24 protein-coding genes are annotated in these 23,912 nt (G+C 69.6%); 13 read left to right on the forward strand and 11 right to left on the reverse strand.

Features of this window, described 5'->3' with window-relative positions; all coding sequences use genetic code 11:
• Nucleotides 1-4 precede the first annotated feature (4 nt).
• The 3 genes from ACXRVZ_RS15185 to ACXRVZ_RS15195 all read left to right on the forward strand — a co-directional run bounded on the left by ACXRVZ_RS15185 (nt 5) and on the right by ACXRVZ_RS15195 (nt 1,432).
• Nucleotides 5-556, forward strand: coding sequence for a hypothetical protein (locus ACXRVZ_RS15185; RefSeq protein ID WP_457417981.1), 552 nt, complete (start codon nt 5-7; stop codon nt 554-556).
• Between the two features lie 5 nt (nt 557-561).
• Nucleotides 562-948 carry a GFA family protein gene (locus tag ACXRVZ_RS15190; protein ID WP_457417979.1) on the forward strand — a complete coding sequence of 129 codons (387 nt, stop codon included), beginning with the start codon at nt 562-564 and terminating at the stop codon, nt 946-948.
• A 79-nt stretch (nt 949-1,027) separates the two neighbouring features.
• Complete coding sequence (locus ACXRVZ_RS15195) at nt 1,028-1,432, forward strand: hypothetical protein (RefSeq protein WP_457417977.1); 405 nt, start codon at nt 1,028-1,030, stop codon at nt 1,430-1,432.
• A gap of 19 nt (nt 1,433-1,451) precedes the next feature.
• Here the strand turns inward: ACXRVZ_RS15195 and ACXRVZ_RS15200 are convergent, their stop codons facing one another.
• Genes ACXRVZ_RS15200 through ACXRVZ_RS15210 form a run of 3 tightly spaced genes read right to left on the reverse strand, consistent with a single transcriptional unit; the run spans nt 1,452 to nt 3,693 of the window.
• Nucleotides 1,452-2,615 (reverse strand): serine hydrolase domain-containing protein, encoded by a 1,164-nt coding sequence (locus ACXRVZ_RS15200; protein ID WP_457417975.1) that lies wholly within the window; start codon nt 2,613-2,615, stop codon nt 1,452-1,454.
• Nucleotides 2,612-3,286 (reverse strand): glutathione S-transferase family protein, encoded by a 675-nt coding sequence (locus ACXRVZ_RS15205; RefSeq protein ID WP_457417973.1) that lies wholly within the window; start codon nt 3,284-3,286, stop codon nt 2,612-2,614. Before ACXRVZ_RS15205 ends, ACXRVZ_RS15200 begins: the two co-directional genes overlap by 4 nt.
• Nucleotides 3,283-3,693 (reverse strand): DoxX family protein, encoded by a 411-nt coding sequence (locus ACXRVZ_RS15210; RefSeq protein ID WP_457417971.1) that lies wholly within the window; start codon nt 3,691-3,693, stop codon nt 3,283-3,285. The genes ACXRVZ_RS15205 and ACXRVZ_RS15210 overlap by 4 nt, the downstream gene beginning before the upstream one ends.
• Before the next feature lie 91 nt (nt 3,694-3,784).
• Here ACXRVZ_RS15210 and ACXRVZ_RS15215 point away from each other — a divergent pair, with 91 nt between their 5' ends.
• The 5 genes from ACXRVZ_RS15215 to ACXRVZ_RS15235 all read left to right on the forward strand — a co-directional run bounded on the left by ACXRVZ_RS15215 (nt 3,785) and on the right by ACXRVZ_RS15235 (nt 8,960).
• Nucleotides 3,785-4,657 carry a LysR family transcriptional regulator gene (locus ACXRVZ_RS15215; protein ID WP_457417969.1) on the forward strand — a complete coding sequence of 291 codons (873 nt, stop codon included), beginning with the start codon at nt 3,785-3,787 and terminating at the stop codon, nt 4,655-4,657.
• A 75-nt stretch (nt 4,658-4,732) separates the two neighbouring features.
• Nucleotides 4,733-6,928, forward strand: a complete 2,196-nt coding sequence (locus tag ACXRVZ_RS15220) for a heavy metal translocating P-type ATPase (RefSeq protein WP_457417967.1) — start codon at nt 4,733-4,735, stop codon at nt 6,926-6,928.
• Entirely contained in the window at nt 6,925-7,344 is a 420-nt protein-coding gene (cueR, locus tag ACXRVZ_RS15225; protein WP_457417965.1) for a Cu(I)-responsive transcriptional regulator, read from the forward strand. Before ACXRVZ_RS15220 ends, cueR begins: the two co-directional genes overlap by 4 nt.
• A gap of 60 nt (nt 7,345-7,404) precedes the next feature.
• A complete protein-coding gene (locus ACXRVZ_RS15230) occupies nt 7,405-7,836 on the forward strand; it encodes a hypothetical protein (protein WP_457417963.1) in 432 nt (143 codons plus the stop codon).
• 236 nt (nt 7,837-8,072) lie between these two features.
• A complete protein-coding gene (locus ACXRVZ_RS15235) occupies nt 8,073-8,960 on the forward strand; it encodes a DUF2145 domain-containing protein (RefSeq protein ID WP_457417961.1) in 888 nt (295 codons plus the stop codon).
• Here the strand turns inward: ACXRVZ_RS15235 and ACXRVZ_RS15240 are convergent, their stop codons facing one another.
• Nucleotides 8,961-10,214, reverse strand: a complete 1,254-nt coding sequence (locus ACXRVZ_RS15240) for a diguanylate cyclase (RefSeq protein ID WP_458232544.1) — start codon at nt 10,212-10,214, stop codon at nt 8,961-8,963.
• Nucleotides 10,215-10,529: 315 nt separating this feature from the next.
• On the opposite strand from ACXRVZ_RS15240, the gene ACXRVZ_RS15245 reads away from it, so the two are divergent.
• Nucleotides 10,530-11,882: an aminotransferase class I/II-fold pyridoxal phosphate-dependent enzyme gene (locus tag ACXRVZ_RS15245; protein ID WP_457417957.1), complete on the forward strand. Its 1,353-nt coding sequence runs from the start codon at nt 10,530-10,532 to the stop codon at nt 11,880-11,882.
• Between the two features lie 142 nt (nt 11,883-12,024).
• Here the strand turns inward: ACXRVZ_RS15245 and ACXRVZ_RS15250 are convergent, their stop codons facing one another.
• Together ACXRVZ_RS15250 and ACXRVZ_RS15255 are read right to left on the reverse strand one after the other, a co-directional pair.
• Nucleotides 12,025-12,729 (reverse strand): glutathione S-transferase N-terminal domain-containing protein, encoded by a 705-nt coding sequence (locus ACXRVZ_RS15250; protein ID WP_457417955.1) that lies wholly within the window; start codon nt 12,727-12,729, stop codon nt 12,025-12,027.
• A 79-nt stretch (nt 12,730-12,808) separates the two neighbouring features.
• Entirely contained in the window at nt 12,809-13,957 is a 1,149-nt protein-coding gene (locus tag ACXRVZ_RS15255) for a DUF6348 family protein (RefSeq protein WP_457417953.1), read from the reverse strand.
• 40 nt (nt 13,958-13,997) lie between these two features.
• Between ACXRVZ_RS15255 and ubiA the strand changes: the two genes are divergently transcribed.
• The 3 genes from ubiA (at nt 13,998) to ACXRVZ_RS15270 (ending at nt 18,285) form a co-directional block, all read left to right on the forward strand.
• Nucleotides 13,998-14,903, forward strand: a complete 906-nt coding sequence (ubiA, locus tag ACXRVZ_RS15260; protein WP_457417951.1) for a 4-hydroxybenzoate octaprenyltransferase — start codon at nt 13,998-14,000, stop codon at nt 14,901-14,903.
• A gap of 100 nt (nt 14,904-15,003) precedes the next feature.
• Nucleotides 15,004-16,617 carry a S41 family peptidase gene (locus ACXRVZ_RS15265; protein WP_457417949.1) on the forward strand — a complete coding sequence of 538 codons (1,614 nt, stop codon included), beginning with the start codon at nt 15,004-15,006 and terminating at the stop codon, nt 16,615-16,617.
• A 27-nt stretch (nt 16,618-16,644) separates the two neighbouring features.
• Entirely contained in the window at nt 16,645-18,285 is a 1,641-nt protein-coding gene (locus ACXRVZ_RS15270) for a S41 family peptidase (protein WP_457417947.1), read from the forward strand.
• Here the strand turns inward: ACXRVZ_RS15270 and ACXRVZ_RS15275 are convergent.
• The 4 genes from ACXRVZ_RS15275 to ACXRVZ_RS15290 all read right to left on the reverse strand — a co-directional run bounded on the left by ACXRVZ_RS15275 (nt 18,282) and on the right by ACXRVZ_RS15290 (nt 22,453).
• Entirely contained in the window at nt 18,282-19,313 is a 1,032-nt protein-coding gene (locus ACXRVZ_RS15275; protein ID WP_457417945.1) for a Gfo/Idh/MocA family protein, read from the reverse strand. The genes ACXRVZ_RS15270 and ACXRVZ_RS15275 overlap by 4 nt on opposite strands.
• The gene (locus ACXRVZ_RS15280; RefSeq protein ID WP_458232545.1) at nt 19,303-20,454 is read right to left on the reverse strand and encodes an HPP family protein; all 1,152 of its coding nucleotides are present in this window, start codon (nt 20,452-20,454) and stop codon (nt 19,303-19,305) included. The genes ACXRVZ_RS15275 and ACXRVZ_RS15280 overlap by 11 nt, the downstream gene beginning before the upstream one ends.
• A gap of 83 nt (nt 20,455-20,537) precedes the next feature.
• Nucleotides 20,538-21,086 (reverse strand): hypothetical protein, encoded by a 549-nt coding sequence (locus ACXRVZ_RS15285; protein ID WP_457417941.1) that lies wholly within the window; start codon nt 21,084-21,086, stop codon nt 20,538-20,540.
• A 218-nt stretch (nt 21,087-21,304) separates the two neighbouring features.
• Nucleotides 21,305-22,453, reverse strand: a complete 1,149-nt coding sequence (locus ACXRVZ_RS15290; protein WP_457417939.1) for an AraC family transcriptional regulator — start codon at nt 22,451-22,453, stop codon at nt 21,305-21,307.
• On the opposite strand from ACXRVZ_RS15290, the gene ACXRVZ_RS15295 reads away from it, so the two are divergent.
• On the forward strand, nt 22,437-23,387 hold the full coding sequence (locus ACXRVZ_RS15295) for a phosphotriesterase family protein (protein ID WP_458232546.1): 951 nt from the start codon (nt 22,437-22,439) through the stop codon (nt 23,385-23,387). The two genes, ACXRVZ_RS15290 and ACXRVZ_RS15295, sit on opposite strands and share 17 nt — an antisense overlap.
• On the opposite strand, the gene ACXRVZ_RS15300 is transcribed toward ACXRVZ_RS15295, so the two are convergent.
• On the reverse strand, nt 23,384-23,911 hold the full coding sequence (locus ACXRVZ_RS15300) for a chorismate--pyruvate lyase family protein (protein WP_457417935.1): 528 nt from the start codon (nt 23,909-23,911) through the stop codon (nt 23,384-23,386). The two genes, ACXRVZ_RS15295 and ACXRVZ_RS15300, sit on opposite strands and share 4 nt — an antisense overlap.
• Nucleotide 23,912 lies beyond the last annotated feature (1 nt).

A 23,912-nucleotide genomic window follows, 5' to 3' on the forward strand; every position in this document is an offset into this window, starting at 1 on the left:
GACCATGGAATTCCAACGATTCATCGCTCCCGACCCAGCAGCCCTTGAAGCCGGCATTGCGGAGCAGCGCGCCAAGCTGGCACTCGCGCTTCAAGCCGGCGACGACTTGGCCCTGGTCGATCACACGGCCGATCTGGCCAGCCTGCTGACAACGGCTCGCCGAGAGGCCGAGGCGCTGGCCTTGCTGCAAGGGCAGCTTGATCGCGTCGAGCAGTTCTGCGCCTCGGAGGTATCCGGCTGGTTCTGGAACGCCTACGCCACGGCGCTGCAATACAACGGCCTGCGCGACGACGCCAACCCGGCCTTCTCCAGAGCGCTGGAACTCTCACGCGCGGGCGGCTGGGTGCGGCTGCAAGCCTTCGTGTTGCAGCACTGGGGCCGCAGCCTGGTCGAGCAAGGCGACCTCGATCAGGCGCAGTCGAAGTTCGAGGCAGCGCTCGGCATTCGCCGCCGGCTGAACGACCCGCGCACCGCCTCCACCGAAGGCGCCCTGGCCGGCCTGGCCCAGCTGCGCGACCAACAGGCCGGCACGGCCGGCAACGCGCCTCAACCCTGACCGCTATGGCTGCCTCCGAAAACCCATCACGCCTGCTCCACGGCTCCTGCCACTGCGGCGCCGTACGCCTGACCCTGCCCTCGCTCCCGGAGAAGGCGACGAAGTGCAACTGCTCGCTCTGCCGCCGCCTCGGCGGTCTGTGGGCCTACTTCGAGTTCGGCACCGTGAAGGTGGAAGGCCACCCCGAGCACACGACCGACTACGTCTGGGGTGACAAGACGCTGCGCACCGTGCGCTGCGCCCATTGCGGCTGCGTGACGCACTGGGAGCCGCTGCAGCCCGAGGCAGGCGCCCGGCATGGCGTGAACCTGAACAACTTCGACCCACAGCTGGTGGCGGCGGTGCAGGTGCGGCGCTTCGATGGGGCCGACAGCTGGACCTTCCTGGATTGAGGCTGGTGTTGGCGCGAGATGCCGCCTTGACAAGGCTGGGGGCGCGCCATTCAATGCTTGGCGCTCGTTGACGTGAGCGATGAGCGACGCCCCCCAACGTTTCCCGGGAGATGACATGACCATCAAACTGGACCTGATGCGCAACGGCAAGGTCAAGAAGACCTACGAGTCAAGCAGCAAGAACACCCATGCAGAAGAGGCGGCCTTCTTCATGCAGGCGCCCGGCAAGAGCAAAGCCAAGGTCATCAAGGAAGACTTGCTCAAGACCGGCAACCTGGAATTCGAAATGAGTGGCTGGCCCTGCGTGAATGACGGCAGCCACAACTGCCATGGCATCTTCCTGACCCATTCCGCGACACCGGTCGCGCGAACCATCATCGTCACGATGACCAGTGACAGCGGCGGCTACAAGACCGGCCATCCAGGTGCGGCAGCCGGGCACACCACGATCACCTACACCAACGGGGTTGCCACCTACAGCTGAGCCGCAAGCGGGCGGCCACCTACTGCTTCACCGCCCCCAGCAGCTTGCCGATGAACTCATTCAACGCCGGCCCGTTGTCTATCCAGCGCACAACGGCCACGACATCGTTCTCCCAGTCGATGTAGATGATGTTCTGGCCATTGCCGCGGAAGGTCACGCTGCTTTCCGGCGCCGCCGGCAAGGCCTTGCGGCCGGTGTTGAGGAACCAGTTGCAGTAGCCGTACTCGGCGTTCGCCGGGCCGGGCGCACGGGCCTTGGCGATCCAGTCGCGCGAGACGATCTGGCGGCCGTTCCATTCGCCCTGGCGCAGATGCAGATAGCCGAAGCGCGCCATGTCCCAGGCGTCGATGAACATGCCGCCGCCCCAGTGGCCGCCGCCCGACACGGACTGCAGCCGCTGGCCGTCCAGCTCCACCCAAGAGTTGTCGTAGCCATGCCAGCGCCAGCGGCTGGACGCGCCAATCGGGTCCATGACCTGCTCGCGCAGCACCTCGGGCAGCGGCCGGCGCCAGACCTGCAGCGCGGCCAGCGCCAGCACGTTGACGCGCACGTCGTTGTACTTGTAGTGCGTGCCCGGCGCGTGCAGCGCGCGGTTGGGCCAGTCGGCGGGCGCCTTGCCCTCGGGGCGGTCGGCCCAGTCCGGCTTGCCCCACAGCGTGCCCTGCCAGTCGCTGGTCTGGCGCAGCAGATGCTCCCAGCTGATGGGCGCGTTATGCGCCGACGTGAACAGGTCGACGCCGGGCGGCATGGCGTCGGCGACGCGCTCGTCGGTGCTCTGGATCAGGCCCTGCTGCCAGGCCAGGCCCACCACCGTCGACAAAAAGGTCTTGGTGATGCTGTGCGACATGTCGACGCCCCGCGTGTCGCCCCACTCGGCCACCACCTTTCCGCGCCGGATGACGAGACCGCTGGCCGCGCCGCGCTCGCGCGTGGGGCCGATCTGGCCGCCGAAATAGGGCTCGGCCTTGCCGAAGGTCTGGGCCAACGCGAGTGCCTGGTCACGTGGCGCCGGGTTCTCATGGGCCTGCGCGTAGGCCACGGCCTCGGCCAGCCTGGCGGCGTCAACACCCACCACCGCCGGCTCGACGCGTTGCCAGTCACCGCGCGGCGGGAAGTAGGCCGGCTCGGCAGCAGCAAGCGTCGAGACGAAGGCGGCAAGAAGGACGAGGCGGCGTGTGCTCATGCGTCCATTGTGGCCAGCCGCCGCGACAGCGCCGTGCCACGCGCAAGCAGGAAGCCGCGCAGCCGCTCGGCATAGCCAGGCGCAACGGCCTCGCGCACCGAGGGCCGCCCGGCCAGCTGCTCGCGCCAGGCCTGCACGCAGGGCAGTTCGTCGAACAGGCCCTCGGGCGGGATGACGTCGAAGTAGCGGAACGCCGGGCCGAACACGGCGTCGACCAGGCCGAAGCGCCGGCCGGCAAACCACGGCCCCGGCTCGACCCGGGCAGCGAGCTGAGCCTCCAGCTGCTCCAGGCGCGCCCTCAGCGCGGCATGGGCCTTCGCCAGCGCCACGTCGTCGGCCGCGCTGTAGAGCACGGCGATGCCGCCCAGCACGGCCGAGCCGAACTCCATCCAGGCCCGCTCGCGTGCCCGGGCCAGCGGGTCGTCGGGATGCAGGCGGGGCGCCAGCGTGTCGTCGAGGTATTCGCAGATGACGGCGGACTCGAACAGCGCCTCGCCGCCCACTTGCAGCACCGGCGTCCTGCCCAGCGGCGACAGGCGCAGGAACCAGTCCGGCTTGTTGGCCAGGTCCACGTCCATGCGTTCGAAGGCCACGTTCTTCTCCTTCAGCACGATGGCCGCGCGCTGCACATAGGGGCAGAGCGGATGGCTGATCAGCGTCAAGGTGCTCATGCCTCGCTCCACGTGAAGCGGGCGCTGCGCCTGAGGGCGCCGCTGCCATCCCCCGCCAGCCACAGCACGACCGACATCGCCGCCAGGAAGACCGGGTACTCCCAGCCGCCGCCGGCTGCATTGAAGACCCAGCCATTGGGCAGATGCACCCACGCGGCACCGAGCAGGATGGGCGTGAGGGCCAGCGCGACCTGGCGCGGGTAGACGCCGAGCAGCAGCAGAACGCCGCCGACGGCCTCGGCCGCGAACACGGCATAGGCCAGGGCGCCCGGCAGGCCCTGCACAGCGAAGAACTGCGCCGTGCCCGGCAGCGTGAAGACGAAGAGCTTGAGGCCGGCATGCGCCAGGTACATCAGGCCAAGGGACAGGCGCAGCAGCAGTAGGCCGAGGGAGGTCGAGGGAGCCATGAGGCATCTCCAGAAGGGTGGTTGATGCAGTCAATGTAGGTAGGCAAGTCGCGCAGCAAAATACGCAACTTGGCCAACTCAGATTGCAACCATGCAATACGAACTCGCTCCCACCGACCTCGCCCTGGTGCTGGCCCTGCACCGCGCCGGCACGCTGGCCGCAGCCGGCGAAAGGCTGAGCGTCAATGCGTCCACCGTGTTTCGCATGCTGCAGCGCGTGGAGCGGGGCCTGGGCCAGCCGCTGTTCGAACGCGGCCGGCGCGGCTACAAGGCCGGCGAGCTGGCACGCACGCTGGCTGCCCAGGCCGAGCACATGGAGGCCGCGCTGGAGGCCGCCCGCGCGGCGGCCCAGGCCCAGCCCGGCCAGGCCGCCGGCACGGTGCGCCTGACGACGACGGACACGCTGCTGCACGGCCTGCTGGCACCGGCACTGGCCGCCCTGCATCAAGCCCAGCCGCGGCTGCAGTTCGAGCTGCACACCGGCAATGAGCTGGCCAGCCTGACGCGGCGCGACGCCGACATCGCGCTGCGCGCCACCAGCAAACCGCCGTCGCATCTGATCGGCCGCCGTGTCGGGCCCATCCGCGTGGCGCTCTATGCCGCGCGGTCGAGCGCCATCAAGCACTGGGACCAGGTCGAGGCCGGCGCGGCCGCCTGGGTCGCGCCAGACGACGGCCTGCCCGAGCACCCCTCGGTGCGCTGGCGGCAAAAGCACTTCCCGACGCTGCAGCCGGCCTTTCGCACCGGCAGCGTGCAGAGCGTGGCCGAGCTGGTCGCGCTGGGCCTGGGTGTAGGGGTGCTACCCCTCTTCCTGGCTGAATCGCGCGCCGATCTGCGCCGGCTGACCGAGCCGCTGGACGAGGCCGAGACCGAGCTGTGGCTGCTGACCCACCCGGAGACCCGCCATCTGCAGCGGGTGCAGACGGTCTTCAGCCACCTGGCTGCGACGCTGGCGCTGGATTGACCCGGATCAGGCCCTTGACCTTGCCACCATGGCAAGCTTGACCATGGCCTCATCATTGAACTCACCGGGCCTGCCATGAACACCTCCGCCACGTTGAACGACATCACGCTGCAAGTCAGCGGCATGAGCTGCGCGTCCTGCGTCGGGCGCGTCGAGAAGGCCTTGCTGAAGGTGCCGGGCGTCACGGCGGCGTCGGTCAACCTGGCGACGGAGCGCGCCCAGGTGCATGCGCTGCCCAACGTGCCCACCGCCGCGCTGACGGCGGCGCTGGACAAGGCCGGTTATCCGTCCAGCGCAGTCGAGCCGGCAGGCTCGCCGCCGGCCGCGCCCGCCCCGGGCGGCCTGCCTGCCTGGTGGCCGGTCGCGGCGGGCGCGGTGCTGTCGCTGCCGCTGATGGCACCCATGCTGCTGGGGCTGTTCGGCATCGAGTGGATGCTGCCCGGCTGGCTGCAATTGCTGTTGGCCACGCCGGTGCAGTTCGTGCTCGGCGCGCGCTTCTACCGCGCCGGCTGGGGCGCGCTGCGGGACGGCAGCGGCAACATGGACCTGCTGGTGGCGCTGGGCACGTCGGCCGCCTACGGCCTGTCGGTCTACCTGATGGCACGGCACCCAGGGCACGTCCATCTCTACTTCGAGGCCTCGGCCGCCGTCATCACGCTGGTGCTGTTGGGCAAGTGGCTGGAGCAGCGCGCCAAGCGCCAGACGACCGATGCCATCCGCGCGCTGAACTCGCTGCGGCCCACGACGGCCCGCGTCGTGCGTGCCGACGGCAGCGAGATCGAGGTGCCGGTGTCTGCCGTGGTGGTGGGCGACCTGGTGGTCGTGCGCCCGGGTGACCGCATCCCGGTGGACGGCGAAATCGTCAGCGGCCGCAGCCATGTGGATGAGTCGTTGATCACCGGCGAAAGCCTGCCGGTCGCCAAGTCGCCCGGCGAGCGTGTGACGGGCGGCGCCATCAACGCCGAGGGCGCGCTGACGCTGCGCACGACGGCCATCGGCGCGGAGACGACGCTGGCGCGCATCATCCGCATGGTCGAGTCGGCCCAGGCCGCGAAGGCGCCCATCCAGCGCGTCGTCGACCGCGTCAGTGCCGTCTTCGTGCCGGTCGTGCTGGTCATCGCGGCGCTCACCTTTGCCGGCTGGCTGCTGCAGGGTGCCGGCGCCGAGCAGGCGCTCGTCAACGCGGTGGCCGTGCTCGTCATCGCCTGCCCCTGCGCGCTGGGCCTGGCCACGCCGACCACGCTGATGGCCGGCACCGGCGTGGCGGCGCGCCAGGGCATCCTCATCAAGGACGCCGAGGCGCTGGAGCTGGCGCACGCGGTGACGGTGGTCGCCTTCGACAAGACCGGCACGCTCACGGTGGGCCAGCCCGCACTGGTGGCTGCAGTGCCGGTGAAGGGGGGCACGCGCGACGGACTGCTGCAACTTGCTGCCGCGCTGCAGCGCAGCAGCAGCCACCCGCTGGCAGTCGCCGTGCTCACCGCGGCGAAGGACCTGCTCGCGCTGCCGGTCGAGCAAGCCCGCGCGCTGCCGGGCCGCGGAGTGCAAGGCGTCGTCAATGGGCGCACGCTGTCGCTGGGCAGCGCGCGGCTGGCGCAGGAGCTTGGCGTCGATGCCGGCGCGTTGGCGGCAAGAGCGCAGCAGCTGGAGGCCGACGGCCACACCGTGTCGTGGCTGATGGACGGTGCACAGCCGCTGGGCCTGCTGGGCTTTGGCGACCACATCAAGGACACCGCCGCGCAGGCCGTCGCGCAATTGCAGGCGCGCGGCATCCGCACCGTCATGCTGACGGGCGACAGCCGGGGCGCAGCGGCCGGCGTGGCGCGCACGCTGGGCATCACCGAGGTCCACGCCGAGGTGCTGCCGGGCGACAAGGCGGCCATCGTGCAGCAGCTGCGCGCGGGCGGCGCCGTGGTGGCCTTCGTCGGCGACGGGCTCAACGACGGGCCGGCGCTGGCGGCCGCGTCGGTGGGCTTTGCCATGGCCGGCGGCGCCGACGTGGCAACAGAAGCGGCCGGTGTCACGCTGATGCGCGGCGACCCGCGCCTGGTGGCCGATGCGCTGGACGTGTCGCGCCGCACCTACGCCAAGATCCGCCAGGGCCTGTTCTGGGCCTTTGCCTACAACGTCATCGGTATCCCGCTCGCCGCGCTGGGGCTGTTGAACCCGGTCATCGCCGGCGCGGCCATGGCCTTCAGCAGCGTCAGCGTGGTTGCCAACGCGCTGACCCTCAAGCGCTGGCGCGGCGGGGCGACGCAGGTGCAGCCATGAGCGCGCGGCTCAACATCGGCGAGGCCGCGCGCGCGGCCGGCGTGTCGGCCAAGATGATCCGGCATTACGAAGGCATCGGCCTGTTCGCGCAGGCGGCGCGCACCGAAGCCGGCTACCGCACCTACGGCGAGCGCGAGATCCACACGCTGCGCTTCATCCGCCATTCCCGCGACCTGGGCTTCTCGCTGGAGCAGATCCGCGCCTTGCTCGGCCTGTGGCAGGACCGCGCCCGGCCCAGCCGTGACGTACAGGCGCTGGCGCAGCAGCACCTGGCCCAGCTGGACGCCAAACTCGCCGAGCTGCAGGCGATGAAGACGACGCTGGAACATCTGGTGCATTGCTGCCACGGCGATGACCGGCCCGACTGCCCCATCCTCGACACGCTGGAGGGCGCAGGCGTCAGCAAGCCGCGTTAACAAAGACTTGCGCGCATCCGCGCTATCGTCGGACATCCCCACTCCGTTGCGAGTCTCACCATGCGCCTCGTCCTTCTCGCCGCCCTGGCCCTGGCCTCCGCCAGCGCCGCCCAGGCCACCTCCTTCGCCTCCTCCGCTGCGGGGGCCGGTTCGGCCTCGTCGGGCAGCGTGTCCGACTCCTTCAAGGCCTCGTCCGGCAGCAGTACCGGCGGCGAGCGCCGTGCCGAAGGCCGCTACCGCGTCACCGACGTGGCGCAGGCCGAAGCCGGCAAGCTGCGCCTGACGCTGGCCCGTGACGGCAGCGAGCCTGTGGAGCTGACCCTGCCCCAGCAGGCCCTGGCGGCGCGCGCCGTCAACGTGGGCGACGAGGTGCAGGCCACGCCCCAGCCCTATGGCACGGCCTTCGCGCATGCCGACACCGGCCAGGCCTTCTTCCTGGTGCTTGAAGACGCCTGGCATCGCGAGCTGGCCGCGCGCGTCGTCAAGCCCTGAACCTGGAGATGGCGGCTGGCCGCTTGCCACTCATCGCAAGGCCTGGCGCCGCAACTCGTTCGGGCCTTGTTCCAGAGCACCACGCCGGCGTCGAGCGCTGCACGCCCGCTGACCTGGCGCTTCGGGCCGCTAACGGCGTTGCTCGCGCTTGCGGGCACGCAGCCCGCTGCGCGCTCGCGCCTTGCCAGCGACCCGCCTCGCCCGTCCCTCGGGCGCGCCCAACCGCCATCTCCAGGTTGCTCCGCACCACAACCGCAGCGGGCGTTCTGCTGGCCGCTGCCGGCGCGGCCCAGGCCGGCTCGTCGCTGCCGCAGGGCTGCGACCACCCCGTCACCATCACCGCCGGCCAGCAGGACCGCCTGCTGCGCTTCGCCGCCGTCATCCGCGCAGCGCTCGCCACCTCCGGCGCCCAGGCCGCGCTGATCGCCCGCTCGGGCACCGACCTGTCGCGCTTCGGCCTGCGCTATTCGCATGCCGCCGTCGCGCTTGCCGACGGCCTGGACACGCCCTGGGCCGTGCGCCAGCTCTACTACGCCTGCGCCGAAGGCCAGGCGCGCCTGTTCGACCAGGGCCTGGCCGGCTTCGTCACCGGCAGCGACGACGCCCAGATCGGCTACGTCAGCCTGCTGCTGCTGCCGCCCGAGGCCGCCGCGCCGCTGGCCGCCGCAGCGCTGGACAAGGGCATCGCGCTGGGCCTGCTGAACGCACGCTACAGCGCCAACGCCTACCCCTTCAGCACCGAGTTCCAGAACTGCAACCAGTGGGTGGCTGAGCTGATTGCCGCGTCCGCTGCGGGCACGACGACGCGCGCCGACGCCCAGGCCTGGCTGAAGCGCGAGGGCTATGCGCCCGAGCCCGTGCCGGCCTCGCCCTGGCTGATGCTGGCCGGCCGCTTCGTGCCCTGGCTGCATTTCAGCGACCATCCCGAAGAGCAGCTCAACGCCGGCGCGGTGCAGACCAGCCTGCCCGACAGCGTCGAGGCCTTCGCGTTGAAGCGCTGGCCGGCGTCGCGGCGGCTGGAGTTCTGCCACGGGGCGCAGGGCGTGGTGATGCGCGAAGGCGGCGCGCCTCTGGCGGCCGGTTGCGTGCCGCAGGACGGCGACCGCATCACCGCCCTGAACTGATCAGGCTGTGACGGCCAGCGGCGGTTGCACCTGATTGCGGCCGGCCTGCTTGGCGACATACAGCTGCTCATCGGCGCGACTCAGCAGATCCTCGCCGCGTTCGCCACTCCGGTACTCGGCCACGCCGAGGCTGGCGGTCACCCGCAACAGCTGGCCATTCGACAGCTCCACCCTCAAGGTCTCCTCAATCTGCTGGCGCAACCGCTCGGCGACATCCTGCGCCTGTGACAAGGGCGTCTCCGGCAGCACCATCACGAACTCCTCGCCGCCATAACGCGCCACCCAGTCGGAACTGGCACGCAGCGCATCGCGCAAACATCGGCCCAGGGCGTTGAGCACCTTGTCGCCGACTGGATGGCCGTGGTTGTCGTTGATGGCCTTGAAGCGGTCCACGTCGCAGAACACCAGCGACAGCGGCCGGCCATAGCGTTCGGCGTGGGTCAGCGCCTCGGGGTATTTCTGGCTGAACGCCAGGCGGTTGTGGCAGCCCGTCAGCGGGTCGGTGATGGACAACGTCTTCAAGGTGTCCAGGGCTGTTTGCAGCTGTTCGGTGCGTTCGGCGACGCGGGCATCCAACTCACGAACATGGCTCGCAATGCGCGCTTGCAGCGTGGAAATACCCTCGGCGACGAGATCGATCTCGTCCTGGCCTCGCTTCGATGGCCGCTGAAGCAACAGCTTCTCGTCGAACTGATGGGCGCCCTGCCGACGCAGGAAGCCTGCAAGCTGCTGCATCGGCGATTGCAGCTGGCGCCTGAGCGTGATGACCACGACGGCCAGCACCACCAGCATGAGGGCCAGGCTGGCCGCGATGGACTTGAGTGCCGCCTGCATGGCGACGCGGTCAATGACGGCGGGGTCGATGTCCATCCTGAATGAGGCGATCGGTCGTCCCGATCGCAGGATGGGCAGCTTGATGTCAGCCTGACGATGGCGCATAGCTATCGACCCGCTCTCGGCAAAAGGATGTTCGGAGCCTTCTTCTGACACGGCCACGTAGACAACGCCAGTCCATGTGGCCGCCGTGTCCAGATGCGGCTTCACCAAGTGAGGGTTGATCTCCCAGACAGATTCCGAAAGATTTTCTGCCAAGGCTTTGCCCTGCTGCCGCAACGCCGCATGCAACCGCGCTGACGCCTCTTGATGCGCCGACCAGCCCACCACCGCACTCAGCGCCAGGCTCATCAAAAGGCTCCAGGCCAGGATAGCCACGATGAGCCGGACGGCTATCGGGCGGAAGCGGGGCTCTTTCATATGCTGGTCTGAAACGCGACGGTCGCGATGGTAGAGACCGTCGTCACCGACTGAGGACAACACATGCGTCCTTTTTCACGGGAACGCCGGCCCGATTCCGACCGACATCACAACCCGCGAACGACTGCCCACGTCGCCCACCCAACGCTCGAGATGGTCGAGGAGATCACGGCCTGAAGGTGCAAGCAGCACGGTGCCCGGCCTTGCCTGCGCCAGGCACTTCATTGCCCGCCACTCGACAGAAGTGCGGATGTCAACCGAGCCGCCGCTGCGCACAGTCCGCCCCACAAGATCACTTTGTCTTTCGGGGGCTTTATGGACGAACTGCTGGACCGGGTCGCAGACGCGACGCCGGAGGTCATCACCACCACCAACACAGTTAGCGACGGCGCCGAGCTGCAGGGCTCGTCGTTCGACTATCTGACAAGACCTGGCACCGACCTGGCCGCCAAGGCCCAGGCCTTCCACGCCTGGGCGCAGACGCGGGTGTCGCACGGCGTCTTCCCTTACGCCAAGCGCCTGGGCGGGCGGCCGGGCGCCACGGCCGAGCTGATGCTGCTGGACGGCCAGCGCCATGCCGGGCTGAACTTCTCGTCGCAGGAGTACCTGTCGCTGGCCCACCACCCCAAGGTGTGCGCCGCGGCGCAGGCGGCGATGGCGCGCTTCGGCGTGCACAGCGCGGGCTCCACGGCGCTGGCCGGCAATGTCGAGGAGGCCACGGCGCTGGAGGCCGAGCTGGGCGAGCTGCTGCGCACGCCCGAGGTGCTGCTGTTCCCGACCGGCTGGGCAGCCGGCTACGGTGCCATCAAGGGCCTGGTGCGCGAGACCGACCACATCGTCATCGACCAGCTCGCCCACAACTGCCTGCACGAGGGCGCGCGCGCGGCCACGCCCAACATCCACCTGCACCGGCACCTGGACGCCGACCACGTCGAGCGCGTGCTCCGGCGTGTTCGCCAGCGCGACCCGCGCAACGGCATCCTCGTCGTCACCGAGGGTTGCTTCTCGATGGATGCCGACTCGCCCGACCTGAGGCGCCTGCAGGCGCTGGCCCGCGAGCACGGTGCGTTGCTGATGGTGGACGTGGCGCATGACCTGGGCTGCCTCGGCCCGGGCGGCACCGGCCAGCTCGGGCTGCAGGGCATGCTGGGCCAGGTGGACCTGGTGATGGGCTCGTTCTCCAAGACCTTTGCGTCCAACGGCGGCTTCGTGGCCAGCCACGACCCGGCGATCAAGGAATACCTGCGCTTCTACGCGGCGCCCAACACCTTCTCCAACGCGCTGTCGCCGGTGCAGGTGGCCATCATCCGCACCTGCCTGTCCATCGTGCGATCCGGCGAAGGCCAGCAGCGGCGCGACCGGCTGATGCGCGCCATCGTCGGCCTGCGCGGCGCGCTGACCGAGCAGGGCCTCACCGTGCTGGGCCATCCCTCGCCCATCGTGCCGGTCATGCTGGGGAATGACGCGCTGGCCCGCGTGGCCAGCCGCGAAATGGGCCAGGCCGGGTTGCTGGCCAACCTGGTGGAGTACCCGGCCGTGTCGCTGAACAGCGCGAGGCTGCGCATGCAGGTCATGGCCGACCACACGCCGGCGCTCACGCAGACGGCGGCGCGCATCGTCGCGGACGCACTGCAGCGTGCGCGGGCGCTGACGGGCGAGGTGCACTGAGTATTTGGGCCGAGCGCCGGGCCGCTCCCAAGCCGGCCCGCTTGGCGATGTGCTTGCGGCTCAATGCCGCAAGCATCGCCGTCCCCTCGGGGGACCGACCAGGCTCGCGCGCGTTCAGCGGCGAGACTGGGCGAGGGGCACGTCAATCGCGCGCGGGGATCTTGAGCCCGCGCTGCACGGCCGGCCGCGCGAGGAAGGACTGCAGCACACGGTCCACCTCGGCGAAGTCGTCGTAGCCGACGATCTCCCGCGCGCCGTAGAAGCCGACAAGGTTGTTGACCCACGGGAAGGTGGCAATGTCGGCCACTGTGTACTCGTCGCCCAGCAGCCAGGCCTTGCCCTTGAGATGGCCGTCCAGAACGCCGAGCAGGCGGCGCGCCTCGGCCACGTAGCGGTCGCGCGGGCGCTTGTCTTCATAGTCCTTGCCAGCGAACTTGTGGAAGAAGCCGAGCTGGCCAAACATCGGCCCTATGCCGCCCATCTGAAACATCAGCCACTGCAGCGCCTCGTAGCGCCGCGCCGGCTCCTGGGGCAGCAGCAGGCCGGTCTTGTCGGCCAGGTAGATCAGGATGGCGCCGCTCTCGAACAGCGGCAGCGGCACACCGCCGGGGCCACGCGGGTCGATGATGGCGGGGATCTTGTTGTTCGGGTTCAGCGACAGGAACTCGGGGCTGAGCTGGTCGTTGGTGTCGAACTTGACGAGGTGGGGCTCGTACTCCAGACCCAGTTCCTCCAGCGCGATGGCCACCTTGACGCCGTTGGGCGTGGGCAGCGAGTAGAGCTGCAGGCGGTCCGGGTGGGCGGCGGGCCATTTCTGGGTGATGGGGAAATCGCTGAGCTGGGTCATGGCGGGGGGCCGGCAAGTGATGGTTCGCGCGAATGTAATGAGATCACCGAAAGCCTGCATGGCCCCGCAGCGACCAAGGTCACCCCATTTCAGGCGTTGGTGAAGCGCTGCGCAGCAGGATGAAGAGTCGGACGCTGTAGTAGCCCTCGGTCTGCGGCCAGGAAAGGCCTCGCAGGCAGTCAAGGCCCACCGGCCATTCATCGTTGTCCAGCAGCGCTTCGAAGGTGAGCGTGCCTCGCACGTTGCCGACGAAGAAACGCAGCCAATGCAGGTCCTCCCTTAGCTCCGCCGTCCGAACCGCCAAGGTGATCGCCGGGAAGAGTTGCTGGGGAACACGAAACTCCCCGTCTTCCGTGACCCGAGTGCCAAAGTTGCCGATGTACGCCGTGTACGGCTTGCCGCGGATGTCCCACTGTTCGGTGGCTACCTGCTCGGCGTCGCTCCTGTCCCAGAAGGCCGCAAGCAGCACGTGCAGCGAACTGAGGGCGAAGCTTCGCATGCCGTCGCGCAGCCCGTCGACCCCCGTGCCGACGCCGGCGAAACACTCTTCGATGAGGACGCCCTCGCGCACCAGCACATGCACGTCGAGCCGGCCCGCCTTTTCGCCGGGATGCCAGCTGGCCCGCCACCCCGGCAGGCGGTCTTGCGGCAACAGCCAGCCATCCGCAACGGTGCAATCCAGCCCGTGCGCTTCAAGCATTCCGAGGAGGTCGGCCATCGGTCCGGTGGGCACGACTGCTTCGCTCGGCGCCTGTCGCCTCGCTGCGGCCCATCGCCGCAGGCCGATCAAGACGAGAGCCGCGAACCCGAGGCTCACGCAAGCCGCATGCAGGGTCGGCAGGGAGATCCAGCCCTGCAGCGCATTGCCCGCGCTGAACGGCATTAGTGGCTGGATGTCATGGTGCATGACGCTGTCCAGCAGCACATGGCTCCAGGCCCCCAGCGCCGCGCCTATGGCCACCTGGCGCAACGTCAGATTCGGCAACGGCCGCTTCACGCCGGCCCTGCGCAGCAGCCAGAACGCCGCCACGATGGCCAGCGCCGCGAGCGTCGCGCCGACATAGGTGTGGAAGAAGGCGTGCACCGGGTGGCGGCCGTGCACGAGGTTGTAGAGCGACTCCACATCGATCAGCACATTGGCCGCGCAGAAGGCCAGGAAGCTGACGTGGCGCGGCGCCATGGCCTGCAGCGCGGCGCCGGGGCCGAAGTGGAAGGGGGTGATGGGCATGGCGCGGGACCATACCGCGCCCCGCGTGAAAATGCGCCGCATGCCCACCGCCGCCCCCGCCCCCGCACAGCCGTCGCGGCTTGCGCTTTATCTGCAGCTGATCCGTTGGGACCGCCCCGCCGGCTGGCTGCTGCTGCTGTGGCCGACGCTGGGCGCGCTGTGGATCGCGGCGGACGGCTTCCCGGGCTGGCACTTGCTGGCAGTGTTCACACTCGGCACGGTGCTGATGCGCTCGGCCGGCTGCTGCGTCAACGACGTGGCCGACCGCGACTTCGACCGCCATGTGCAGCGCACCGCGCAGCGGCCGGTGACAACGGGCGCGGTGTCGGTGAAGGAGGCGCTGCTGCTCGGTGCCGCGCTTGCGCTGGTGTCCTTCGGCCTCGTGCTGACGACCAATCCGCCGGCCATCCTGCTGAGCTTCGCAGCGCTGGCCGTGGCCATTGCCTACCCGTTTGCCAAGCGCGTGCTGGCCATGCCGCAGGCGGTACTGGGCATCGCCTTCTCCTTCGGCATCCCGATGGCGTTTGCCGCCGCTCTGGGTGGCGCGGAATGGAACCTGCGCTCGGTGCCGCTGTCCGCCTGGGCGCTGCTGGTGGCCAACCTGTTCTGGGTGCTGGCCTACGACACCGAGTACGCGATGGTGGACCGCGACGACGACCTGCGCATCGGCGTGCGCTCCTCGGCCATCGCCTTGGGCCGCTGGGACGTGGCCGGCATCATGATCTTCTACGCCACCTACCTGGCGATGTGGGTGGGCCTGGGCCTGCGGCTGGGCCTGGGGCGCTGGTTCGTGGCCGGCATCGTGGTGGCGGCCGCGCAGGCGCTGTGGCACTACACGCTGATCCGCCGGCGCAGCCGCGCGGAGTGCTTTCGCGCCTTCCGCGCCAACCACTGGCTGGGCTTTGCGGTGTTCGCGGGCACTGTGGTGGACCTCGCCTTGCGCTGAAGCGCGAGGGTGAAAAGTAACGCTCGGTCCGCAGGCCTGCCTCGCCCGGCGCGGCATGGAATTGCGCTTACATTGCCCCGCGAGTGCAGGGAGTGAAGCAGTGATATTGAAAGCGATCCGCGGTGCCGCCACGCTGGCCACCGTACTGGGCCTGGCACTGAGCGGCTGCGGCGGTGGGGGTGGGGGTGGAGGCACCACGACGGGGTCGACGGGCAATACCGGCAATACCGGCAGCACGGGCAGCGCGACGCCGGACCCGGCCGGCCCGTCGGCCAGCTTTGCGCAGCAGTGCGCGGCCGGCAACACGCTGGCTGCGGCCAACCTGCGCACGTCCACGCTGGACACCGAGAAGAAATGGCTGCGCGCCTACGTCGACGAGGTCTACCTGTGGCGCGACCAGGTGCCGCGCGTGGAGCCAGGCCTGCCGGCCTACGGCGGCAGCGACATCCAAGCCGCGATGGATGCCTATTTCGAGGCGCTGCTGACGCCGCAGCTCACCGACTCCGGCAAACTCCGCGACCAGTTCAGCTTCACCTACCCCACCGACAAGTGGAACGCGCTGTTCAGCAGCAACACCGAGGCCGGCTACGGCATCGAGTGGAAGCTCACGCAGAACACGCCGCCGCGCCGGATCTTCATCGCCCACGTGGAGCCGGGCAGCCCGGCCGACGTAGCAGGCCTCAGGCGTGGCGACAAGCTCTCTGCCGCCGATGGCGCCGATGCCGATGCTCCCGACGCGGCGGGCACGGACCGGCTGACCGCAGCCATGTACCCCGAAACCCTCAACGCGACGCACACCTTCGTCTTCACGCGCGCCGACGGCTTGATGACCACGAAGTTGTTGACCAGCGCCAGCATCACGAGGACGCCGGTGCCGCTGGCCCGCGTCGTCACGACGCCGGCCGGCACGCGCGCGGGCTACCTGCTGTTCAACGACCACGTGGCACCGTCCGAGGCGCAGCTCATCACGGCCATGCAGGGCTTCCAGGCCGAGGGCGTGCGCGAGCTGGTGCTGGACCTGCGCTACAACGGCGGCGGCTACCTCTACATCGCCAGCGAGCTGGCGACGATGATCGCCGGCACGACCGCCACGGCCGGCAAGGCCTTCGAGCGCTTGAGCTACAACAGCCGGCGCAGCAGCGAGAACGAGACGACGCCTTTCTACGCCACGTCCTGCCTCCTCGTGAACAACCGCTGCACGCGCGAGCAGCCGCTGCCGTCGCTGAACCTGACGCGCGTCTACGTGCTTGCGCAGTCGGGCACCTGCTCGGCCAGCGAGGCGGTCATCAACGGCCTGCGCGGCGTCAACGTGGACGTCGTCTTGATCGGCGGCAAGACCTGCGGCAAGCCCTATGGCTTCAACGGCAAGGACAACTGCGGCGTCACCTACCTGCCCATCGAGTTCGTCGGCGTGAACGCCAAGGGCTTCGGCGAGTATTCCGACGGCTTCGAGCCCACGACGGGCACGGACTCCGGCACGCGCTTCGTGCGCGGCTGCGCCGTCGCCGACGACCCGGCGCACGCGCTGGGCGACCCGGCCGAGGCCATGCTGGCCACCGCGCTGGGCCACCTGGACACCGGCCGCTGCCCGGTGCTGCCGGGCGCCTCCGCCGCCAACGTGCGCGCGCAGTCATCGGCCGCCGGCGAAGGCGCTGCGGCGCTGCTGCTGCCGCGCCACCCGGGCCGCGACAATCGCGTGCGGTTGCCGCGTTAGGTCCACCCGAGTTTGGAAGTAGATGCCATGACGATTTCGATCCGTGGTGCTTGGGCGCTGGCCCTGGCCTTGGGCCTGATGCTGGGTGGCTGCGGTGGCGGTGGCGGCCCTGCCGGCACGCCCATCCTCGGTGGGGCGACGGGATCGTCCGGCTCCTCGGGATCGTCGGGCTCCTCCGGCAGTTCAGGCAGCTCGGGCAGCGCCTCGCCTGACCCCGCCGGCCCCTCGGCGAGCTTTGCCCAACAGTGCGCCGCCAACAACACGATGGCCGCCGCCAGCCTGCGCACGTCCACGCTGGACACCGAAAAGAAATGGCTGCGCGCCTACTTCGACGAGGCCTACCTGTGGCGCGACGAGGTGCCGCGCGTGGACCCGAGCGGGGCCGGCTACAGCGGCAACGACACCTACGTCGCGATGGACGCCTATTTCGAGGCGCTGAAGACGCCCAACCTGACCGACAGCGGCCAGCGGCGCGACCGCTTCAGCTTCACCTACCCGACCGACAAATGGAATGCGCTGTTCGACAACGCCATCGAGGCCGGCTACGGCATCGAATGGAAGCCGACGAACGCGACGCCGCCGCGGCTGATCCGCATCGCCTACGTGGAGCCCGGCAGCCCGGCCGACCTGGCCGGCCTGGTGCGCGGTGACCAGCTCGTCAGCGCGGACGGCACCAGCGCCGACGCGGCCGACGACGCCGGCGTGAATGCGCTGAACGCGGCGCTGTTCCCGGACAAGGCCAACGCAGCGCACAGCTTCGTCTTCACGCGCGCCAGCGGAGCGACGATCACGCGCAGCCTGACCAGCGCCGACGTCACGAAGACGCCCGTGCCCATCGCCCGCGTCGTCACGACGCCGGCCGGCACGCGCGCGGGCTATCTGCTGTTCAACGATCACATCGCGCCGTCCGAGGCCCAGCTCATCACGGCCATGCAATCTTTCAAGGCCCAGGGGGTGGGCGAGCTGGTGCTGGACCTGCGCTACAACGGCGGCGGCTACATCTACATCGCCAGCGAACTGGCCACCATGATCGCCGGCACGGTGCGCACCGCCGGCCAGGCATTCGACACGCTGAAGTTCAGCGCCAAGCGCAGCAGCGAGAACGAGACGACGCCCTTCTTCAGCGTGTCCTGCCTCCTCGTCGGCAACAAGTGCACGAAGGAAGAGCCACTGCCGCTACTGAACCTGAGCCGTGTCTACGTGCTGGCGCAGGCGACCACGTGCTCGGCCAGCGAGGCCGTGGTCAACGGCCTGCGCGGCGTGGGGGTGGACGTCGTCCTCATCGGCGGCAAGACCTGCGGCAAGCCCTATGGCTTCTCGGCCAAGGACAACTGCGGCATCAGCTACTTCCCGGTCGAGTTCGCCGGCGTCAACGCCCAGGGCTTCGGCGACTTTGCAGACGGCTTCGAGCCCAGCGCCGGGGGCACGGCCGGTACGCGCTTCGTCAAGGGCTGCAGCGTGGCCGACGACACTGGCCACGCCCTCGGCGACCCGGCCGAAGCCATGCTGGCCTCGGCCCTGGGCTACATCGATGGCGGCAGCTGCCCTGTGCTGCCGGGCGCCACGGCGAGCGTGCGCGCGCAGAGTTCAGCCAGCGGCGAAGGCGCCGCGGCCCTGGTGCTCAAGCGGCACCCGGGCCGCAGCAATGCCATCTGGCTGACGCGTTAGCCCTTCTTGTTCACGCCACCGGGAAACTTCGCCCGGATGGCGTCGCTCCAGCGCATCAGCCCCAGCGTCTCGCTGTGCGGCATGCGCGGGCTTTCCAGCAGGCCGGCGCGGATGCAGGTCTGCGCCTCGGCAATCTCACCCTCGAAGCCGTTGATGACGTAGGGCGCCTCGGTGCGCTGGGCCGGTTCCTTGCGCGTGACCAGCTCGACGGCCTCGGAGCCCCAGAAGTCCATCGGGAAGCGCAGCCCCGCCTTCGTGCCGATGACCTCGAAGGCGTTGACCGACGACGCATCGAAGCCGCAGCGGAACTGCGACGTGACGCCGCCAGGAAAGTGCAGCGTGGCCGCGACCGACGCGTCGACGCCGGTGCTCGCGAGCGTGGCGGCCACGTCGATGGACAGCGGCTCGGGGCAGACGCCGTCGTTCATCTGCTGCAGCACCCAGCGCGTCACGGCCAGGTTGTAGATGCCGATGTCCCACAGCGAGCCGCCGGCCAGCGCCGGGTTCCAGCAGCGGTGCGTCAGATCGGCAGGGCCGGTGAAGCAGAAGCTCGACACCATCGCGCGCAGCTCGCCGACGGCACCTTCGCGCAGCATGCGGCTGGCGACGCCGTAGGCGGGCAGGAAGCGCGTCCACATCGCCTCCATCAGGAACACGCCCCGCTCGCGCGCCAGGTTGATGAGCTCCTGGCCTTCTTCCAGCGACGTGACCAGCGGCTTCTCGCACAGCACGGCCTTGCCGGCCAGCAGCGCGGCGCGGATGTATTCACCGTGGTTGGAGTGGGGCGTGGCGATGTAGACGGCGTTGACGGTCGGATCGGCCAGCAGGTCGGCCAGGTCGGTCGTCACGCGGGCCGGCTCGCCATCGCGCTTCCACTGCTCGGCATAGGCCTGGCCCTTGGCCGCGTCGCGCGCGAACACGGCCGCGAGGCGGGCGCCCGGCACGGCTGCAAGGCCGCCGGCAAAACGGTTGGCAATGCCACCGGGGCCGATGACGCCCCAGTTGAATGTTTGGGCGTCATGGGCCATGGCTGAGGGCTTTCACAAGGTCGGATTGCGTGAGGATGCCGACGAGCCTTGCCTGCTCGCCGACGATGGGAAGGTGGTGATGGCCGGTGGCCGAGAACAGCGGCACCAGCTCGGCGATGGCCCGCTCGGCGCTGGCCACGCGCACCTGGCGCGTCATGATCTGGCCAACGACTTCCGGCTTGGCGGAGTGGCTGGACGGCGAGGCTTTAAGCAGCGTCTGCAGCCGGCCGGCCAGGCCCTCGCGCTGCTCGGCATCGGCGGCGCGCATGAAGTCGGCGCGCGTGACGATGCCGACGATGCGCTGCACACGGTCCACCACCGGCAGCGCCTTGATGCGGTGCTGCTGCAGCAGCGCCCAGGCGTCGGCCAGCGGCGTGCCGAACTCGACGGTGATGACGGGCGTGGACATGATGTCCACGCAGCGCAGGCCGCCCAGCCGCTTGCGGTAGCTCAGCAGCTCGGCCTCGTGCAGCAGGTCGGCGAGGTCGTCGCGCGGCACGTCCAGCACCTGGTTGTAGCGGGCCAGCACGGCGTCCAGTTCGGCATCGCCAAAGCGCGGCGGCGCCACTTGTGCGCCGGGCGCTGGCGCAGGCGCCGACACGTTCTGCGCATGCGGGTAGCGGCGGCCGGTCAGCGTGTTGTAGGCCATGCCGGCCAGCACCAGCAGCAGCGAGTTCAGCGCCACGGGCACGAAGGCGAAGTGCCAGTCATGCGTGGCGGTCAGCACCATCAGCAGCCCGGCCGCGCCGCCCGGCGGGTGCAGGCAGCGCAGCAGGAACATAAGGGCGATGGCCAGTGCGACGGCGACGGCCGCCGTCGGCAGCGGCGGCAGCGGCAACCAGTTCATGCAGGCGATGCCGACCAGGGCTGACACCGTGTTGCCGCCCACGACGGCCCAGGGCTGGGCCAGCGGGCTGGCCGGCACGCCGAAGACGAGCACGGCGCTTGCACCGATGGGAGCGACCAGCCAGGGCAGGCCGGCCGGCATCGCGGCTCGGCTCAGCAGCCCGGCACACAGCAGCCCGAGGCAGGCGCCGAGGACGACGCGCAGGCGCTCACGAGCATTGACGGCCTGCGGCGCGGGCCGCAGCGCGTTCAGCAGGGCCAGGAAACGGGCGGGCAGTGAGGCGGCAGTGGACATGGGCGGCGACAGGGCGCAAAGCCAGGGCCGCCGATTGTGTCCGCCACCGGCGCCCGCGTCGGTTCAACCGGGTTTCACGAAGCTCAGGCTTTCCCGAGCAGCGCGCTCATCTCCACCTTCAGCACCAACGCCTGGGCGCGGCGCTCCTTGGTCGCGGCGCGCTGGTAGGCGGTCTCGGCCTTCTCGCGCAGCGCGACGGCGCGTTCCAGCGCCTCCTGGTAGCGCTCGATGGTGTAGGTGTTCTCGGTGCCGATGTAGACACTGCGCGCCAGCGGCGTTTCGCCGAAGCGGGGCAGGGTTACCGCGAAGCTGCAATCACGGACACGACTCCCGGCGCGCTGGCGAACGATGGGGCCGGAGATGCCCGACGGCAGGTCGCTCTGCTTTTTGCGGCTGGGCGTGCGGCGCAGGCGCGAGGGCGCCGGCATCGTCGCGATGCGCTTGAGCAATTCCTTCGTGGCCAGGGCCAGCGCGCGTCGTGCGCCGCTGCCGTCCTGGCTGTGGTCGGAATAGAGCTTGGTGCCACCGTAGCGCAGCTGCCAGCCATGGGTGGAAAGATGGTCGATGCGTTGAATGCACTGCGGCACGAGAAAGCGCTCGCCAGTGAAGATCGCCACGTCACGGGTCTTCATATTTAGCCCCACTTGTTTTTGCCTGCCTGCATGTCTGCGGCCGGTCGTCTAACGCCCCTCTGCTACGGCAGTTTATGAGCGTTGGTCGAGGCGACGCGAATTTATGACTCCGTGAAAACATTTCCATCGTCATAAAGTCAGCTGGCGGACAGCTAAACCCTCAACTGGGGGGGCGGGTGTTTATCTAGAAGCATTGGAGGCGCTGGTGCGACCAGAGATCACGCGCTGACGCGAAGCGCTTGCTGTTCGCGATAACGCTTCGGTGAGCACGACATGACGCGTTTGAAAGCGCTGCTGAAGGCGCTGTCGGAGTCGTAGCCCAGGCGCTCGGCGATGGAGGAGATGGTGGCGTCCGCCTGGCGCAGTTCGCGGGCGGCGAGCAGCATGCGCCAACGCAGCACGTATTCGAGCGGGGCCATGCCCATGGCTTGCTTGAAACGTTGGGCGAAGGTGGAGCGCGACACCGAGGCGAACCCGGCCAATGACTCGACGGTCCAGCGCCGCTGCGGATGGGCATGGATGGCCTGCACGGCAGGCCGGACCGTGGCATCCGCCTGTGCGCTCAGCCAACCCGGCGAGATTGGCGCCTCGGAGGCGAGATAGAGCCTGAGGAACTGCACCAGCATCATGTGGGCCAGGTTCTGGATGACAAGGGCCGTGCCGGCGCCGGGTTGCGACAACTCCTGCCCGAGCAGTTGCAGTGACCATTGCAGCACCTCGGCTTGCGGGGTGCTGCGGTCCAGCAAAGCCAGCGGCGGCAGGCCGGCCAGCAGCAGGCCCACGTCGTCGCTGAAATCGAAGCGCCCGCCGACCAGGAAGAACTCGTCACCCGCGCCCAGCGTCAGCACGCCGTTGCTCGCCGTCGCGAACACGGCCGGCCCGTCGAGCGGGGTCACGCCGGGGTGGCTTGCCAGCGTGTAGGCATGCGGCCGGGTGATGAGATAGCAGTCTCCAGCGTGCACTTCACGCCAGCCCTGCACACCGTCGATGGACAGCCAGCATGAGCCCTGCAGCACCGCGTGGAACTTGAGCCCCGCTGGCGGCGGGAAGCGGACCGCCCACTGCCCGCCCGCGCGCACCCCGGCAAAGAAGGAGTGCCGCGTGCTCAGCAATGAAAGCACTTGCGAGAGAGGGTCCAAGGGCACTCCGGACGATCGCGACAGGAAGCCGGACTCTAGGGTATTCAACCGGCCGGTCTCGCTCCACAGAATCGAATCCATCACCTGAGGAGCCCGTTTGATGGACAGAAGACAAGCCTTGCAGACCCTGTTGGCCTCATGCAGCCTCGCGTCGGCGGGATGCGCGCCAACCCGCGGCTCGTCGGCAGCCGGCGACCTGCGCGTCATGACCGTGAACGGCTGGATCAACGCCAGCGACCTGGGCGTGACCCTCGCACATGAACACGTGTTTGCCGACCTTCGGCCCGCTGCCGAGCAAGCCGCCCAGCCGCTCACGGTCGACCTCGATGAAGCCGTGCAGGTGCTGCTGCCCCATCTGCAGCAGGTCGCGCGCCAGGGCTGCTGCAGCCTGGTGGAGTGCACCGCCACCAACCTCGGGCGCCATCCGCGCCTGATCCAGCGGCTGTCGCGCGCCAGCGGGCTGCACATGCTGACGGTCACCGGCGGCTACGCGGCGGCCGGGCGTCGCTTCGTGCCGAGATACCTGGCCGAGCAGTCGGCCGGCCAGCTTGCTGCCCGCTGGACGCGTGAATGGGCCACCGGCATAGACGGCACCGACATCCGCCCCGGCCTGATCAAGATCGGCGTGGACGAAGGCCCTCTCGAAGGCCTGGAGCTGAAGCTGCTGCAGGCCGCGCTGCAGACCCATCTCGACACCGGCCTCACGATCGCCTGCCACATCGGCGCATGGACCGAGAAGCACCCCGAAGCCGGCCGGTCGGCCATGCAGCAGCTCGGTGCGATCCGGCTGGCCGGCGTGAGCCCGTCGGCATGGATCTGGGTCCATGCCCAGCATGAAGGCGACCTGCAGCATCAGCTCTCGATCGCGCGGCAGGGTGGCTGGATCTCGTTCGACGATTTCCGCGTGGAGCGGCTGGCGCGCTATGTCGAACTGCTGCAGACGATGCGCGGCGAAGGCTTGCTGCACCGCGTGCTGGTGTCGCAGGACGCCGGCTGGTACACCGCCGGGCAGCCGCGCGGCGGCACGATTGCGCCCTACGACCCGCTGTTCACGTCGCTGCTGCCGGCCCTGCGCGCGGCTGGCTTCGGCGATGCGGACATCAACACGCTGATGGTGACCAATCCCGCGCAGGCCTTTGCCGTGCGCGTCCGAGCCGCCTAGGGTCGATGCCTGGCCAGGGTCGGCGCAAACAGCTCCATGACCCGCAGCTGCGCGCCGCTGCGGCTGAACACCGAGTTGCGCGACCACAGCATCTGCGGCGACATGGCCTGGCCCGTGGCCGCCTGCCACTGGCGCGCGGCATGGCGGCGCGTGTGGCCGTTGCGTGAGAGGCGGCGCGGCTGCAGCTCGCTGCGGTGGATGCGGTCATCGTCATAGAGCAGATGCGCCAGCGGCTTGGTGCCCAGGCCCTTCAGCGCCCGCCAGGGGCCGGTGGTGGCGCACTGGTGCACGGCCGAGCGGGCCCAGACCAGCGGCTCGCCGTCCACGCGCAGGATGACCTCGCGCACCACCGTCAACCCGCGCGGCGGCAGGCCCAGGGCGGCGCGCTCGGGCGCACGGAACGGCGCCACGCGTTGGCGCAGCAGCTGCACGCTGAAGCGCTCGCCCAGCCGGGCCAGGCGGCGGCTCAGCGAGCCGGGCGCCCGCAGCCAGTCGCGCAGGCTGTCGCGGGTGGCGATGCCCACT

It is taken from the genome of Roseateles sp. P5_E8 (genome assembly GCF_054177665.1).

Excerpts from the sequence above, each read along its gene's own strand:
- cueR (WP_457417965.1), top strand. The coding sequence starts at position 6,925 with ATGAGCGCGCGGCTCAACATCGGCGAGGCCGCGCGCGCGGCCGGCGTG.
- ACXRVZ_RS15215 (WP_457417969.1), top strand. The coding sequence starts at position 3,785 with ATGCAATACGAACTCGCTCCCACCGACCTCGCCCTGGTGCTGGCCCTG.
- ACXRVZ_RS15205 (WP_457417973.1), bottom strand. The coding sequence starts at position 3,286 with ATGAGCACCTTGACGCTGATCAGCCATCCGCTCTGCCCCTATGTGCAG.
- ACXRVZ_RS15275 (WP_457417945.1), bottom strand. The coding sequence starts at position 19,313 with ATGGCCCATGACGCCCAAACATTCAACTGGGGCGTCATCGGCCCCGGT.
- ACXRVZ_RS15270 (WP_457417947.1), top strand. The coding sequence starts at position 16,645 with ATGACGATTTCGATCCGTGGTGCTTGGGCGCTGGCCCTGGCCTTGGGC.
- ACXRVZ_RS15250 (WP_457417955.1), bottom strand. The coding sequence starts at position 12,729 with ATGACCCAGCTCAGCGATTTCCCCATCACCCAGAAATGGCCCGCCGCC.
- ACXRVZ_RS15185 (WP_457417981.1), top strand. The coding sequence starts at position 5 with ATGGAATTCCAACGATTCATCGCTCCCGACCCAGCAGCCCTTGAAGCC.
- ACXRVZ_RS15195 (WP_457417977.1), top strand. The coding sequence starts at position 1,028 with ATGAGCGACGCCCCCCAACGTTTCCCGGGAGATGACATGACCATCAAA.
- ACXRVZ_RS15245 (WP_457417957.1), top strand. The coding sequence starts at position 10,530 with ATGGACGAACTGCTGGACCGGGTCGCAGACGCGACGCCGGAGGTCATC.
- ACXRVZ_RS15210 (WP_457417971.1), bottom strand. The coding sequence starts at position 3,693 with ATGGCTCCCTCGACCTCCCTCGGCCTACTGCTGCTGCGCCTGTCCCTT.
- ACXRVZ_RS15230 (WP_457417963.1), top strand. The coding sequence starts at position 7,405 with ATGCGCCTCGTCCTTCTCGCCGCCCTGGCCCTGGCCTCCGCCAGCGCC.
- ACXRVZ_RS15255 (WP_457417953.1), bottom strand. The coding sequence starts at position 13,957 with ATGCCCATCACCCCCTTCCACTTCGGCCCCGGCGCCGCGCTGCAGGCC.
- ACXRVZ_RS15200 (WP_457417975.1), bottom strand. The coding sequence starts at position 2,615 with ATGAGCACACGCCGCCTCGTCCTTCTTGCCGCCTTCGTCTCGACGCTT.
- ubiA (WP_457417951.1), top strand. The coding sequence starts at position 13,998 with ATGCCCACCGCCGCCCCCGCCCCCGCACAGCCGTCGCGGCTTGCGCTT.
- ACXRVZ_RS15220 (WP_457417967.1), top strand. The coding sequence starts at position 4,733 with ATGAACACCTCCGCCACGTTGAACGACATCACGCTGCAAGTCAGCGGC.
- ACXRVZ_RS15285 (WP_457417941.1), bottom strand. The coding sequence starts at position 21,086 with ATGAAGACCCGTGACGTGGCGATCTTCACTGGCGAGCGCTTTCTCGTG.
- ACXRVZ_RS15280 (WP_458232545.1), bottom strand. The coding sequence starts at position 20,454 with ATGTCCACTGCCGCCTCACTGCCCGCCCGTTTCCTGGCCCTGCTGAAC.
- ACXRVZ_RS15190 (WP_457417979.1), top strand. The coding sequence starts at position 562 with ATGGCTGCCTCCGAAAACCCATCACGCCTGCTCCACGGCTCCTGCCAC.
- ACXRVZ_RS15240 (WP_458232544.1), bottom strand. The coding sequence starts at position 10,214 with ATGAAAGAGCCCCGCTTCCGCCCGATAGCCGTCCGGCTCATCGTGGCT.